Source organism: Marihabitans asiaticum (genome assembly GCF_007828725.1).
Lineage (GTDB): Bacteria > Actinomycetota > Actinomycetes > Actinomycetales > Dermatophilaceae > Marihabitans > Marihabitans asiaticum.
The window spans coordinates 592699-606143 of record NZ_VIUW01000001.1; the positions used below are offsets into that span (position 1 = coordinate 592699).

The 13445-nt window shown below is 69.8% G+C and carries 11 protein-coding genes; 5 read left to right on the forward strand and 6 right to left on the reverse strand.

The annotated features are described in order from the left end of the window. Positions 1-90 precede the first annotated feature (90 nt). The 4 genes from FB557_RS02825 to FB557_RS02840 all read right to left on the reverse strand — a co-directional run bounded on the left by FB557_RS02825 (position 91) and on the right by FB557_RS02840 (position 4783). Positions 91-1311: a DUF4032 domain-containing protein gene (locus tag FB557_RS02825; protein WP_144855423.1), complete on the reverse strand. Its 1221-nt coding sequence runs from the start codon at positions 1309-1311 to the stop codon at positions 91-93. 11 nt (positions 1312-1322) lie between these two features. Next, complete coding sequence (locus FB557_RS02830; protein ID WP_144855424.1) at positions 1323-2429, reverse strand: ABC transporter ATP-binding protein; 1107 nt, start codon at positions 2427-2429, stop codon at positions 1323-1325. 165 nt (positions 2430-2594) lie between these two features. After that, complete coding sequence (gene otsB / locus FB557_RS02835) at positions 2595-3359, reverse strand: trehalose-phosphatase (RefSeq protein ID WP_144855425.1); 765 nt, start codon at positions 3357-3359, stop codon at positions 2595-2597. Continuing rightward, a complete protein-coding gene (locus FB557_RS02840) occupies positions 3356-4783 on the reverse strand; it encodes an alpha,alpha-trehalose-phosphate synthase (UDP-forming) (protein WP_144855426.1) in 1428 nt (475 codons plus the stop codon). The genes otsB and FB557_RS02840 overlap by 4 nt, the downstream gene beginning before the upstream one ends. Before the next feature lie 100 nt (positions 4784-4883). On the opposite strand from FB557_RS02840, the gene FB557_RS02845 reads away from it, so the two are divergent. The 5 genes from FB557_RS02845 (at position 4884) to FB557_RS14700 (ending at position 10657) form a co-directional block, all read left to right on the forward strand. Continuing rightward, positions 4884-5312: a CBS domain-containing protein gene (locus FB557_RS02845; RefSeq protein ID WP_144855427.1), complete on the forward strand. Its 429-nt coding sequence runs from the start codon at positions 4884-4886 to the stop codon at positions 5310-5312. A 129-nt stretch (positions 5313-5441) separates the two neighbouring features. Beyond that, a complete protein-coding gene (locus FB557_RS02850; RefSeq protein ID WP_144855428.1) occupies positions 5442-7199 on the forward strand; it encodes a serine/threonine-protein kinase in 1758 nt (585 codons plus the stop codon). 26 nt (positions 7200-7225) lie between these two features. After that, positions 7226-8815, forward strand: coding sequence for a threonine/serine exporter family protein (locus FB557_RS02855; protein WP_144855429.1), 1590 nt, complete (start codon positions 7226-7228; stop codon positions 8813-8815). Positions 8816-8966: 151 nt separating this feature from the next. After that, a complete protein-coding gene (locus FB557_RS14695) occupies positions 8967-9737 on the forward strand; it encodes a transglycosylase family protein (RefSeq protein WP_144855430.1) in 771 nt (256 codons plus the stop codon). Positions 9738-9931: 194 nt separating this feature from the next. Beyond that, a complete protein-coding gene (locus FB557_RS14700) occupies positions 9932-10657 on the forward strand; it encodes a transglycosylase family protein (RefSeq protein ID WP_144855431.1) in 726 nt (241 codons plus the stop codon). Between the two features lie 1178 nt (positions 10658-11835). On the opposite strand, the gene FB557_RS02870 is transcribed toward FB557_RS14700, so the two are convergent. Then, positions 11836-12123: a transposase gene (locus tag FB557_RS02870; RefSeq protein ID WP_144855432.1), complete on the reverse strand. Its 288-nt coding sequence runs from the start codon at positions 12121-12123 to the stop codon at positions 11836-11838. A 472-nt stretch (positions 12124-12595) separates the two neighbouring features. Then, positions 12596-13435, reverse strand: coding sequence for a hypothetical protein (locus FB557_RS02875; RefSeq protein WP_144855433.1), 840 nt, complete (start codon positions 13433-13435; stop codon positions 12596-12598). Positions 13436-13445 lie beyond the last annotated feature (10 nt).

Consider the following 13445-nt stretch of genomic DNA (forward strand, 5'->3'; position numbering starts at 1 on the left):
CGGTTGGTCTGAGGTTCCCCGGGGATCTGCGAAGGGGGTGGGGAGCCGTTGGTCTGAGGTTCCCCGGGGATCTGCGAAGGAGGGGTCGGATCAGGAGGACCGCTCCTCGTCGATGACCGAGCGTTCCTCCGGCTTGCCCGGCAGGACGTGCCGCAGGTAGTCGTCGAGCGCCTCGCGGATGTCGATGTCGTGGCCCAGCCGCTCGGCCATGAACCACCGGTGCTCGAGCACCTCGTGGAAGATCTCCGCCGACTCGAGCCGGCCACGCAGCTCGGCGGGGACGGCGCGGACCGTCGGCTCGTAGATCCGGTTCAGCCAGTCGTGGGCGACGATCTCCTCGTCCTCGCCCTGGCGCTCGGTCGCGGCGGTGTAGCTGTCGAGGTCGTTGAGCAGCCGGCGGGCCTGGTTCTCCTCGACGTCCAGGCCGGTGAGTCGCAGTAGACGTCGGCTGTGGTGGCCGGCGTCGACGACCTTGGGCTGGATGCGGATGCGCGTGCCGTCGAGGTCGGTGGCGATGGCCAGCTCGTCGACGTCGAAGCCCTGGGCGTTGAGCCGACGGATGCGCTGATCGACCCGCCAGGTCTCGCCGCTGTCGAACCACTCGTCCTCGGTGAGCTCGTGCCACAGCGTCTCGTAGCGGGTGACGATGTCCTGCGCCATGACCACGGGGTCCAGGCCCTCGGGCAGGACCCCGCTGGCCTCGAGATCCATGAACTCCCCGGCGATGTTGACCTGGGCGATGTCGATGTCGTGGGCGCGCTGACCATCGGTGAGCTGCTCGTGCAGCTCACCGGTCTCGGCGTCGACGAGGTAGGCGGCGAAGGCTCCCGCGTCGCGGCGGAAGAGGGTGTTGGACAACGAGACGTCGCCCCACCAGTAGCCCACGAGGTGCAGCCGGACGAGGAGCACGGCCAGGGCGTCGAGGAGCCGGACCGCGGTGTCCTCGCGCAGGTGCTGGCTGAACACCACCCGGTAGGGCAGCGAGAACTGCAGGTGCCGGGTGATGAGGCAGGCATCGAGCGGCTCGCCGGCGGCATCGGTCCGTCCGGTGACCACACCCAGCGGCTCGACGCAGGGCTGGTCGAGCCGCCCGAGCTGACGCAGCATCTGGAACTCACGCCGCGCGATGTCGGCCTTGATCTCCTTGATCGCGATGACGCTGCCGGACAGCCGGGCGAACCGCACGACGTGCCGGGAGATCCCGCGAGGGAGGGCCGCAAGGAGGTCTTGCGGCCATTCTTCGAGCGGGATGCTCCACGGCAGGTCGAGCAGCGCGGGGTCCGGCCGGGCCGCCGAGATCTCCAGCGGCATGCCCGCCTCCGTCAGTGGCCGATGCGGTGGCCGGACTCGGCGTTGAAGACGTGCAGGTGGCCTTCCTGGGGCTTGATGTAGATCGTCTCGCCCTTGCGCGGGGGCCGGCGGCCGTCGACGCGGGCGATGAAGGGCTTGACGCCATCGTCGTCCTCGCCGCTGTCGACCTGGGCCGCGTCCTCGGCCGAGCCGTAGATGTAGGCGTCGGCGCCCAGCTCCTCGACGACGTCGACGACGATCGCCATGCCGTCACCCTCGGAGGTCAGCTCGACGTCCTCGGGACGGATGCCGACGATGACCCGGCTCCCGGCCTCGGCGAGCGCGTCGCGCTCGACCTGCAGGGTGGTCGTGCCGAAGTCGACACCGCCGTCGACGACCGGGGTCGAGACGAGGTTCATCGCCGGGGACCCGATGAAGCCGGCGACGAAGACGTTGTCCGGGTGGTCGTACATCCGGCGCGGGCTGTCGCACTGCTGAAGGATGCCGTCCTTGAGCAGCGCCACCCGGTCGCCCATCGTCATGGCCTCGACCTGGTCGTGGGTGACGTAGACGGTGGTGACCCCGAGGCGCCGCTGCAGCGAGGCGATCTGGGTCCGGGTCTGGACGCGGAGCTTGGCGTCGAGGTTCGACAGCGGCTCGTCCATGAGGAAGACCTGCGGCGAGCGGACGATCGCGCGGCCCATGGCGACACGCTGACGCTGACCACCGGAGAGCGCCTTCGGCTTGCGGTCGAGGAACTGGGTGAGGTCGAGGATCTTCGCGGCCTCCTCGACCCGCTCGCGGATCTGGGCCTTGTCCTCGCCGGCGATCTTCAGCGCGAAGCCCATGTTCTCCGCGACCGACATGTGCGGGTAGAGGGCGTAGTTCTGGAAGACCATGGCGACGTCACGGTCCTTGGGGGAAAGGTCGGTGACGTCCCGGTCACCGATCCAGATCTTGCCGTCATTGACCTCTTCGAGGCCTGCGAGCATGCGCAGCGAGGTGGACTTGCCACACCCCGAGGGACCGACCAGGACGAGGAACTCGCCGTCCTCGATGTCGATGTTGAGCTGGTCCACGCTCGGGCTGTCGTTGCCCGGGTAGACCCGCGTCGCGTTGTCGAACTTGACTGTTGCCATGGCGCCTTTGCCTTTCCTTCACCGGCAGGAACGTGCCGGACGATCCGTTGTAAAGGGATGTAACGGTGAGGTGATCCTAGACCGATGGCGACGAGATGCGCGAGAGGGTGTCGAAGCTCGCGGCTGGCAGCGGGGCGGCCGGCGCAGCAGCGGGGCGAAGGGGGGTCAGCGCGCCTCGCGCAGTCGCCTCACCTTGGCGATGACGGCCGGAACGTCCTCGACCCGCTCGACCCGGTGGCGGGCTGCGGTGCTCCCCGGCCCGACCTTGATCGTCACGTCGGCGGGGCCGGCGACCTCGAAGACGTGCTCGTCGGTGACGTCGTCGCCGAGGTAGACGAAGGCGTCGGCGCCGAGCTCGTCGGTGAGGGCGCGTAGCGCGCTGCCCTTGTCGGCGGTGACGACCGCGAGCTCGTGCACGTCCTTGCCCCGCAGGAGGCGCACGCCGTCGATCTGCTCTACCTCCTCGGCGATGCCGGCGACGACCTCGGCATCTGCCGGGCTCACCCCACGGGAGTGCAGCACCACCGCGGCGGGCTTGTCCTCGACGCGGGCCGATACACCCCGGTCGCGCAACGCGGCGGTGACCTCGGACCGGACGCGCGCGAGCAGCGCGGACGTCTCGTCGGTGAGGCGCGTCTGGGCGACCCGGCTGGACTCCGCGCCGTGGCTGCCGATGCGGACCAACCCGTCCTCGGGGCCGTCAGTCAGGGCCGTCAGGGTGCTCAGGTCACGGCCGGAGACGAGCACGGCGGTGGTCGAGGGCAGGGCGTCCAGGGCGCGCAGGTCCTCCAGCGTGCCGGGCTGGGGCCGGGCGTCGAGCGGGTCGTCGACGAAGGGGGCGAGGACCCCGTCGAAGTCGCTCGCCACGACGAGCGAGCCGACGGCGCACACGCGGACGAGGTCCTCGCCGAGCGCGGCGGGGTCGCTCACGCCGGCTTCTCCGGCGAGGCCTCGAGGTTGGCGAGGAAGTGGTTGGCCCACCGGGTGACGTCGTTGTGCGTCACCCGCTTGCGCAGGGCCGACATCATCCGGCGCTTGGTCCTCTCGTCGCCGGTGATCGCGCGCATGATGGTCTGCTTGAGCCCCTCGATGTCGTGCGGGTTGCAGATGAAGGCCTGGCTCAGCTCGTGGTAGGCGCCGGTGAACTCGCTGAGGACGAGGGCGCCGCCGAGGTCGTGCCGGCAGGCCACGTACTCCTTGGCAACGAGGTTCATCCCGTCGCGAAGGGGGGTGACGAGCATGACGTCGGCGGCCAGGTACAGAGCGGCCATCTCCGCGCGGTCGTAGCTCTGGTGGAGGTAGTGGACGGCGGTCGCCCCGACGGTGGAGTAGGTGCCGTTGATCCGGCCCACGGTGGTCTCGATCTGGGTGCGCAGCCGCTTGTAGGCGTCGACCCGCTCACGGCTCGGGGTCGCGACCTGCACGAGGGTGACGTCCGGGCAGGACAGGGCGCCGTCCTCGAACAGCTCCTCGTAGGCCTTGAGCCGGTGCCGGATCCCCTTGGTGTAGTCGAGCCGGTCCACGCCCAGGAGCAGGGTCTTGGGGTCGCCGAGCGAGGCTCGGATCTCCTGGGCACGCTGCTGGACCGACTCGCTGCGAGCCAGCTCGGTCAGGCTGGCGACGTCGATGCTGATCGGCACGGCGCTGGCCCGCACCGTCCGCGTGGGTTGCCCGTCCTCGGCGGGGAGGGTGACCCGGTCCCCCTTCGTCGTCGCCCCGAGGTAGGACCGGCAGGCCCGCACGAAGTTCTGCGCGTCGGCGGTGCGCTGGAAGCCGAGGTAGTCGGCACCGAGCAGGCCGCGCAGCAGCGGGGCGCGCCACGGCAGCTGGGCGAAGAGCTCGACCGGCGGGAAGGGGATGTGGTTGAACCAGCCGATCCGCACGTCGGGGCGGCGTTCACGGACCAGCTCGGGGACGAGCTGCAGCTGGTAGTCGTGCACCCAGACCGTCGCCCCCTTCGCGGCGACCTCGCAGACCGCCTCGGCGAACCGCTCGTTCACCCGACGGTAGGCGTGCCACCACGTGCGGCGGAAGCGCGCCGGGACGATGACGTCGTGGTAGATCGGCCACAGCGTGTCGTTGCTGAAGCCCTCGTAGTAGTGCTCGATCTCCTCGGCCGAGACCGGCACGGGGTGCAGCCACATTCCCTCGGACTCGAAGGGGGCGGGAGCCTCGCCGGGCGTCCCGGCCCAGCCCACCCAGGCGCCGTCGCGTCCGCGCATCACCGAGTCCATGGCGGTGACCAGGCCGCCCGGGGAGCGCCGCCACTCGACCTCGCCGTCCTCCCGCTCGACCGCGTCGACGGGCAGCCGGTTGGCCGCTACCACGAAGTCGAAGGTCGTCTGCTTGTCCACCGACGTGCACCCCTTCGTCCGGATTCGCGTGGGCGAGCCGCCCACGACCTCACCCTAGTGACCCCTTCCCCTCGAGGGTGGGCGCGGCTACCGTCGGTCCATGAAGATCACTGACGTCATCCGGGACAAGGGCGGCGAGGTCGTGACGATCGCACCCGACCGCTCCGTCGCCGAGCTGCTAGCCCTGCTCGCCGACCACAAGATCGGCGCCGTCGTCGTCTCCGCCGACGGCTCGGCGGTCGACGGCATCGTCAGCGAGCGCGATGTCGTGCGGCGCCTGCACGCCGACGGTGCCGGCATCATCGACCGCCCGGTGAGCGACATCATGACCGCCGAGGTGCGCACCTGCGATCCCGGCGACGACCTCGGGAGCCTCGAGGCGACGATGACCGAGCACCGGATCCGGCACGTCCCGGTCGTGCGCGACGGGCAGCTCCAGGCCATCGTCTCGATCGGTGACGTGGTCAAGCGGCGGATCAGCGCGCTCTCCGCCGAGCGCGACCAGCTTGAGGCCTACATCAGCCAGTGACTCGCCTGGCCGCACCCGGTCCGTGGCGCTCGGTCCCACGGCCGGGCTCCGGGCCTCACGGCTGACGCACAGGGCACGCCCAGGCAACGCTCCTCACCGGCACAGGGCGCGACCCCTACCCTTGGGGCCATGACCACCGAGCTGCTGGGGAGCCACCCCGACGAGCCGGTGGACGGCGACCCCCGGGACGACGGGGGAGAGGACGTCGCGGTCTCGGACTTCACCCGGATCGGTCCCTACCGGGTGGTCCAGCAGCTGGGCGAAGGGGGGATGGGTGTCGTCCACCTCGCCCTGGACACCAAGGGTCGCGCCGTCGCGCTGAAGGCGCTGCGCCCCCACGTCGCCCACGACGCCGACGCCCGGGAGCGCCTCGCCCGCGAGGTGGCCACCCTCGGGAGGGTCCGCTCGGAGCGCGTCGCCCCCGTCTTCGACGCCGACCTGGACGCCGAGCAGCCCTACATCGTCACCCGCTATGTGCCAGGACCCTCGCTCGACGCCCACGTCAAGGAGCACGGCCCCCTCGACCCCGACTCCCTCCTGCGGCTCGCCCGTGGCCTCGCCGAGGCGCTTCGCGCGATCCATGAGAGCGGCATCGTCCACCGAGACCTCAAGCCGGGCAACGTCCTGCTTGTCGACGGCGACCCGGTGCTCATCGACTTCGGCATCGCCCACGACGCCGACTCGTCCCGGATGACGATGACCGGCATGGTCATGGGCACCCCGGGGTACCTCTCCCCGGAGATCATCGAGGGGGCTGAGGTGCACGCCGCCACCGACTGGTGGGGCTGGGCGGCAACGCTGGTCTTCGCGGCGAGCGGACGCCCTCCCTTCGGTCGCGGCGGAATGGAGGCGGTGCTGGCCCGGGTCTGCCGCGGCGACGTGGACCTCACCGGGGTCGACCACCGGCTCGCGCCGCTGCTCTACGCCGCGCTGAACCCGGACGAGAGCCGGCGTCCCGGGGCCGACGAGGTGCTGCGCGCGCTGGAGCAGTACGCCCGCGGTGAGGACGTCACCTCCGCGCTGCCCGCCAGGGCCCGGCCCATGCCGGGGTCGTCGGCGACGACCGTGCTGCCGCAGCGCGGCACGACGGTCCTCCCGCACGCCGAGCCGAGCGGGTCCCCTTCGCCCGTCCGGCACCAGCCCGCGCCGCCGGCGTACGCGGCCCAGGGTCCGCCCGCCCGTCACCCGGAGGCCTACCGGCCGCCGCCCCAGCAACCCCGGCCCGGGCCGCCGCAGCAGTGGCCCGGCATGGGCCAGGACGACCGCGAGAGCGACCCACGCATCCGGCTGCCGCTGCGATCGGGGGTGCTCGCCGCGCTGGTCGTCGCGCTCGCCGGGGGCTTCGCCATCGCCCCGCTGCTGACCCTCGCCGTCGTGCTCCTCGGCGCCGTCGTGGCCCGCACGATCGACGGATCGATGACCTCCACGGTGATGCGGCGGTACGCCCACGGACGACGCCGCAGCGACTCCGCCGTGGCGGCAGCGAAGTCTCCGCTGCACCTGCTCGGGGCGATCTGGACGACCCTGTGGGCGAGCATCCTGCCGGCGCTCGTCGGCGTCAGCGCGCTGCTCGTCGGCGGCGCGGTGCTGGCCCGCGTCGCGACCCGACCGACGAGCTTCGACCACCCGGCTCTCCTCGCCGGCGCCGGGGCGCTGGCCTGCCTCACCGCCTGGTGGGGCCCCGGTGGTCCGTCACTGCGGCGCGGGACGCGCAGCATCGTGCGCACCGTGACCGGGCCGCAGCCCGTGCGGGTGGCCGTGATCATCGGGCTCGTCGTCGTCGGCCTTGCCCTCGGGTGGGCCGCCTGGCAGATCGGCGCCCCCCAGACCTGGTGGCCGCTCGTGGACTCCCCGCTCCCGAGCTCAACCACCCTCCCCACCCTGTAGAGCCTCCTGACGACACGAGACGCTGGATGACCGAGAACGACGCGCGGCCGACCCCTTCGCCCTCCGACGCGGCGACCCAGATCCCCCTCTCCCCGCCCCCCGCCGTCGGAGAACGCACTCCGCGGCGACCGGCGCCCCCGCGGCGACGACCTACGCTGCGCGGCGAGGCTCCGACCGAGTCGATGCCGATGCTCGGGTCGCTGCGCGGCAGCCCCTACCGCGACCCCCGGGTCACCCGTGCCGTGGCCGAGGAGCACGCCGTCACCGAGGTCATCGACCTCTGCCTGCGGATCGCCGAGGTCATGCTGCGCAGCGGTGCCGCCGCCCCGACCGTCGAGGCCGCGGTCAACGCGATTGCCCTGACCGGCGGTATCCAGCACCTTGACGTCGACCTGACGATGCAGTCGCTGCACATCCAGGCGCGGACCCCGTCGGGCAGCAACGTCACCCGGCTGCGGGTGGTGCACGGGCCGCAGATGGACTTCGCCCGACTCGCGGCGATCCACTCGCTCGTCGACGACATCGTCTCCGGCGAGGTCGAGGTCGACCAGGCTCGGGCCCGGGTCCGGGAGATCCGGCGGGCCCCGCGAACCTGGGCCCGGTGGATGGTCGTCCTCGGTGAGGGAATGCTCGCTGCCGGTGTTGCGATGGCGCTGGGAGCCGGAGCACTCGGCGTGCTCGTCGCGCTGCTCACCGCCGTCGTCGTCGAGCGCACCCTCCGGCTCGTCTCCCGCTTCTACCTGCCGGACTTCTACACCGGCGCGATCGGCGGGGCGGTGGCGACCTTCGTCGCCTTCGGCGCGTATCTCGTCGGACGGGTGGAGTGGATGCCGATGTCGCCGTCCGACTTCGCCTTCGTCGTCGCCGGAGGCATCGTCGCGCTGCTCCCCGCGCGGTCGATCAAGCTGGCGATGGAGGACATCATCGGCGGGTACTCGGTGACCGGGACGGCGCGCCTGGTCGCGGTGCTCATGCACTCCTTCGGGCTCATCGTCGGCGTAGCCGGAGGGCTGGGGATCTCGATGCAGCTCGTGCGGGCGCTGGGGATCGTCCTCGAGCCCCCCCAGGTGGACCAGCTCGCCTGGGCAAGCGCCAACCCGCCGACGGTCGTCCTCGGGTCGGCGGTCCTCGGCCTCGGGGGCGCGGTGACCTTGCACTGCAGTCGACAGATGCTCCTGCCGGCGACCGTGCTCACCGTGCTCACCGTCGTCGTCGCGGCCGCGATGACGCAGAGCGGCGTCGGGCGGATCACCGCGACCGGCCTGGCCGCGGTCGTCATGGGCTTCGCCGCCCGGGTCCTCGCGCTGCGTGCCGACTGGCCGCCGATCACCTTGTCCCTCCCGGCCAGCTTCGGGCTCATGCCCGGGTTGTCGATCTTCATCGGCCTCTATCACCTGACCGTGCCCGACGGCTCGACCTACCAGGCCTCCAGCGGCAGCGGGTGGGAGAGCGTCATGACCGCGCTGGGCGTGCTCATGGCGCTCGCCACGGGCACCACGCTGGGGGAGCTCATCGCGGCGCCCCTCGACAGCCCGGTTAACAGGCGGAGGCGGATGCTCGTCGGGAGGCAGGGCCACACGAACCATGCGGCGGAGGACCCAACCCCGGACATGTAGGGCCTGGCCGCGGCGACCCCGGCGTCGGTGCCGGACCGAATTGTCTCGTTACCATTCCTTGACCTTTGCGGTCACGGATCGGTAACGTGCCGGGCGTCGCGGTCGTCGATCCTCCGCCCGCGTCCCCCTGACTGCCGGAAGGACCTCCCTGATGTTCTACGCCCCCAAGCACGCCCAGCCCACGAAACGCTCCACCGCTCGACGCCGCCTCGCCGGTGTCGCCGTGGCCGGGGCCACCGCAGCCGTCGGCTCGGTCGCCACGGCTGGCAACGCCTCCGCCGAGACCGTCTGGGACCGGGTCGCCGCCTGCGAGTCCGGTGGCAACTGGTCGATCAACACCGGCAACGGCTTCTACGGCGGTCTGCAGTTCACCGCCTCGACCTGGCGCGCCTTCGGCGGCGGTCAGTACGCGCCGCTGGCCCACCAGGCGAGCAAGAGCCAGCAGATCGCGGTCGCGAAGAAGACCCTGCAGGGACAGGGCCCCGGCGCCTGGCCGGTCTGCTCCGTGCGCGCCGGCCTGACCACCGCTAACGGCCTCGCCGCCGGTGGCGGCAGCGCGGCTCCCGCCCAGCAGGCTCCGGCGCAGCAGCAGCCCCCGGCGCAGCGCAGCAGCCAGCGCTCGTCCGCACCCGCGCAGTCCAGCGGCTCCAGCTCGAGCGCCGGGTCGCTCGCCGTCGACGGGATCCGCGGCCCGCGCACCAACGCCGCCCTCGAGCGCTGGGTCGGTGGGTCGGTGAACAGCCACTTCGACACCGCCGACAAGAAGGCGCTCCAGGCCAAGCTCGGCGTGGCCCAGGATGGGATCGTCGGCCCGATCACCACCAGCGCGCTGCAGCGCCTCGTCGGTGCCGACGTCGACGGCATCTGGGGCCCGCAGACCACCCGGATGACTCAGAGCTACCTCAACCGCGTCCTCGGCTGAGCCAGCCCAGGATCACCGGCGAAGGGGTCGAGCAGCTGCTCGGCCCCCTTCGCCGTGCTTCTGGGTCGGGTGAGTTACAGGTCTGTACTTATGGGGCAGATGTTGTTTGTGTGACCTGAGGGGTTCTAGCGTCGTCGCGACAGCGCGAGGCGCCACCCCTGCCCTCGCGACGCTGACGCGAAAGGCCCCTCCTGATGTTCGCCACGACAGACTTCCCTGCGCCCAAGACCGCCCGGGTGCGTCGAGCCCGCACCAGCGTCGCCGCACTCGCCGCAGCGGGTGCTCTCACCGGAGCGGTCGGCCTGGCCACCAGCGCCGGCGCGTCCAGCACGGTGTGGGACCGGGTCGCGGCCTGCGAGTCCGGTGGCAACTGGTCGATCAACACCGGCAACGGCTTCTACGGGGGGCTGCAGTTCCACCCGCAGACCTGGACCGGCTTCGGCGGCGGTCGCTATGCGCCCTTCGCCCACCAGGCCACCAAGGCGCAGCAGATCGAGATCGCGCAGAAGGTGCTGCGCGTGCAGGGTCCGAACGCCTGGCCGGTCTGCTCCCGCCGTGCCGGCCTGACCACCGCGAACGGTCTCGCCGTCGACCCGGGCTCGACCTCCGGGACCGCCTCGCGGGACAGTGACCGGGGCGGGGTGACCTCGACCGGCGGCGCGCTCGTCGTCGACGGGATCATCGGGCCCAAGACCAACGCCGGCATCGAGACCTGGGTGGGTGGCTCGGTCAACGGCTACCTGGACGGCTCCGACAAGGCCAAGATGCAGGGCAAGCTCGGTGTCGCCCAGGACGGGATCGTCGGGCCGATCACGACCTCCGCGCTGCAGCGCAAGACCGGTGCCGACGTCGACGGCATCTGGGGGCCGCAGACCACCTCGCGGCTGCAGAGCTGGCTGAACAAGTACGTCCTGCGCTGACGCCACCGCCCTCGCCCTGTCGAGACCGCCCTCCGGAGCGCGCAGACAGATACCCCTTCTCCGCCGAGCAGCACCGATCTGGCATATCGACATTCCTGAGGTGCATACCTATATGCCCGATCGGTGCTCCCCACCCAACACGGGGTAGTCCTCCACGCACGCCCCCAGCGTCGGCCGTCGGTCGACCTGGAGCTGGAGAAGGGACTCGAACCCTCAACCACCTGTTTGCCCTCGGGCTCTTGCTGACGGTTCTGGCCGCTCACGCTCTGGCCCGACTTTTCGGGCATCTTGGGCGCTTTTCGATGGTGGCATTCACGAGTGTTGGTGATCGCCTGTGCGCTCACGCGATGACCTCAGCGATGACCAAAGAGAGCCACCGATCCCATAGCGGAGCAGAGTCGGTCGTAGGGGTGCCGGGTCAAGCGGTCACGTTGGGAGAACTCTTGTGCGCAGGTGCGGCACCTTCCTTGACCACGGTGCTCGGTTGCCGCTTGATGCGGTGGCCTGGAGGCCGGATCGTGTAGCGACGGGTCGGCGGCTCGGATGGTGAGGGCGTCTCGGTACTGGACCGGGGCGCTCTTGCTGTGTGCCGTCCGGGACCAGGTTCGCCCGCCGAGCCCGGAACGGCCGGAGGCCGCATGCCCGGCACGGCGGGCGGGCCGCAGGCCCGCACGGCTGCGCGCCGGAGGCGCGCCTTGAGTCAGTAGGGAAAGTCCTCACGGGCTTGGGTAGCGATAGGTTGGGGCTCATGGGAGAGGTTGAGGCAGACGATGCGCTAGAACGCGTGATGGAGCGAACGCTCTCTGAGGAGGAGTTCGCCGACTTGACTGATGAGGTGGCGACGCCTGCCCAGGTCACCTTTCAGACAACTGACTACCCCGTGGACGGTTTGGTGAAGCGACTGGAATCTCGGGCAATGCTTGTTCCGCAGTTCGCTCTTGTTAGCCCAGATGTTCATACCGCTGGTTTCCAGAGGGGCTTCGTTTGGACCAAGGCGCAAATGGACAGGTTTATCGAGTCCGCGATGATCGCATCCAGCAGGTGCGCATCCTCGAGGTCACGCGCGGACGGGCCGCGGGTGCGCCACTCGTAGTACCCAGAGGTCGAGACCCTCAGCACCCGGTACGTCACCGCGACGGGAAACCCCTCGCCGGCGAGCTCGTGGACGAGCCGGAACCCTATTTTGGGAGGACGTTCTCCCGGGCGAAGAACGCCGAGGCCCGCTTGAGGGTCTCGATCTCCATCGCCTGCACCCGGTTTTCCCGGCGCAACCTCACCAGCTCGGCCCGCTCATCCCGCGATAAGCCCTCCTTGTGGCCCTCCTCGACATCGGCCTGGTGCATCCACCGACGCAGACGGGTCTCGCTGATCGACAGGTCCTTGGCGATCTGCGCGATCGGCTTCTCACGCAGCCTGGCCAACTCCACAGCACGCTGCCGGAACTCCGGCGACCTCGGTGCAGGCATCTGGACTCCTTCCCAAGGGGATCATCCCCTCAAGCTCGGTGTCCGGAAACCCCAGGACAGGTCAGCGTGGGGTGTCCTTGGGCCGGGCGTGGTAGGCACATGGTCCCCGAAACGAGCGCCCGGCCGAGGCCGGGCGCTGCCCCCGCTTACTCGCGCGTCCTGAGATCGGATCGCTGCCCGACCACCACGAGGACGCACCCAAGAAAACCAAGGAGCAGCCCTGGGAGAAAGAGAAATCCTACGGACAGGATGGCCATCGCGATGAAGGCCAGCTCGAGTGCTAGGAACAGCCATGCCCACAACGAGTGGCGGGCCACTGCAACGGCAACTGCTCCCGCGAGGACGGGTATAGGCAAGAGAAACGAGGCCACATGCAAATCATCTCCAGAGCCCAAGGCCACGGTGACGATCAAGGCAGCGATGGAGGCCAGGAGCCCTGCCCATGCTGCTATGGCAGCAGGTCGCGCCACCGTCAGTACGTTCCCGCCAGATAACGGTGCGTAAGCAGACTTGTGCACCCTCCCGACTTCTGGTTATTCCACAGATACGAGGAGGATCCGTTTGCCTTGCCTACCACTTCGGTGTTGTTGTACTTGTTGTACGTATCGATGGTCGCGCAGAACTTTCCGTTCCGGAAGTTTCGGTAGGCGCTCGACTTACTGTATGCGCAGTAGAGGGGATGCGACCACGAGTCGCCAATCCGCGTCCAACCGCTTGGCTTGAACCAGTTATCTGCGGCTGTTGGCGAATGACTGGTCACGCAGGAACCATTGTAGTTCCATGACGTAGTGACCTTGGTCCACGTCACATCGATGCCCGGAGGGTCCTCAAACCAAGACGTCGTCTGTGCGCGACGCGAAGCGGCGGGAGCCATTCCCGTGTCGGCTGACCCGGAGTCCGGCGCTTCTGTGGGCGAGCTCTCGAGCTGCGGCGCTCCAACCTCACGATAGTGCTCATCTTCGATGGCACGTGCTGTAGCGGCTGTAACCCTTCGCTCTGCGACCTTGCGCTGACATGACTTGGCGTTGTAGGCGATTTCGACGCCTTCAATCAGCCCCTCGTCCCCGCTCATTTCCATTGAGGAGGAGAAGGAGCACTTACCATCTCTGTCGAGTTCGCCGTCCTCAGAGCGCACGGTGAATTCGGATGGAAGTTCCCGGTCGTAGTACGTCCATGAGCCGTCTTGTCTCACGTCGAACCCACTAGGAACCATCTTCTGGGTCGAGGGTTGGCTAGCGGCGATTGCGGTATTGCTAAGTAGGGCTGTGCAGGTAATGGCTACCCCTGCCCCCACCATACGAATGAAATTCATGACCTAGCCC

Bases quoted from the DNA above. Each gene is read 5' to 3' on its own strand.
- FB557_RS02825 (WP_144855423.1), bottom strand. From the start codon at position 1,311: ATGCCGCTGGAGATCTCGGCGGCCCGGCCGGACCCCGCGCTGCTCGAC.
- FB557_RS02830 (WP_144855424.1), bottom strand. From the start codon at position 2,429: ATGGCAACAGTCAAGTTCGACAACGCGACGCGGGTCTACCCGGGCAAC.
- FB557_RS02845 (WP_144855427.1), top strand. From the start codon at position 4,884: ATGAAGATCACTGACGTCATCCGGGACAAGGGCGGCGAGGTCGTGACG.
- FB557_RS02850 (WP_144855428.1), top strand. From the start codon at position 5,442: ATGACCACCGAGCTGCTGGGGAGCCACCCCGACGAGCCGGTGGACGGC.
- FB557_RS02855 (WP_144855429.1), top strand. From the start codon at position 7,226: ATGACCGAGAACGACGCGCGGCCGACCCCTTCGCCCTCCGACGCGGCG.
- FB557_RS14695 (WP_144855430.1), top strand. From the start codon at position 8,967: ATGTTCTACGCCCCCAAGCACGCCCAGCCCACGAAACGCTCCACCGCT.
- FB557_RS14700 (WP_144855431.1), top strand. From the start codon at position 9,932: ATGTTCGCCACGACAGACTTCCCTGCGCCCAAGACCGCCCGGGTGCGT.
- FB557_RS02870 (WP_144855432.1), bottom strand. From the start codon at position 12,123: ATGCCTGCACCGAGGTCGCCGGAGTTCCGGCAGCGTGCTGTGGAGTTG.
- FB557_RS02875 (WP_144855433.1), bottom strand. From the start codon at position 13,435: ATGAATTTCATTCGTATGGTGGGGGCAGGGGTAGCCATTACCTGCACA.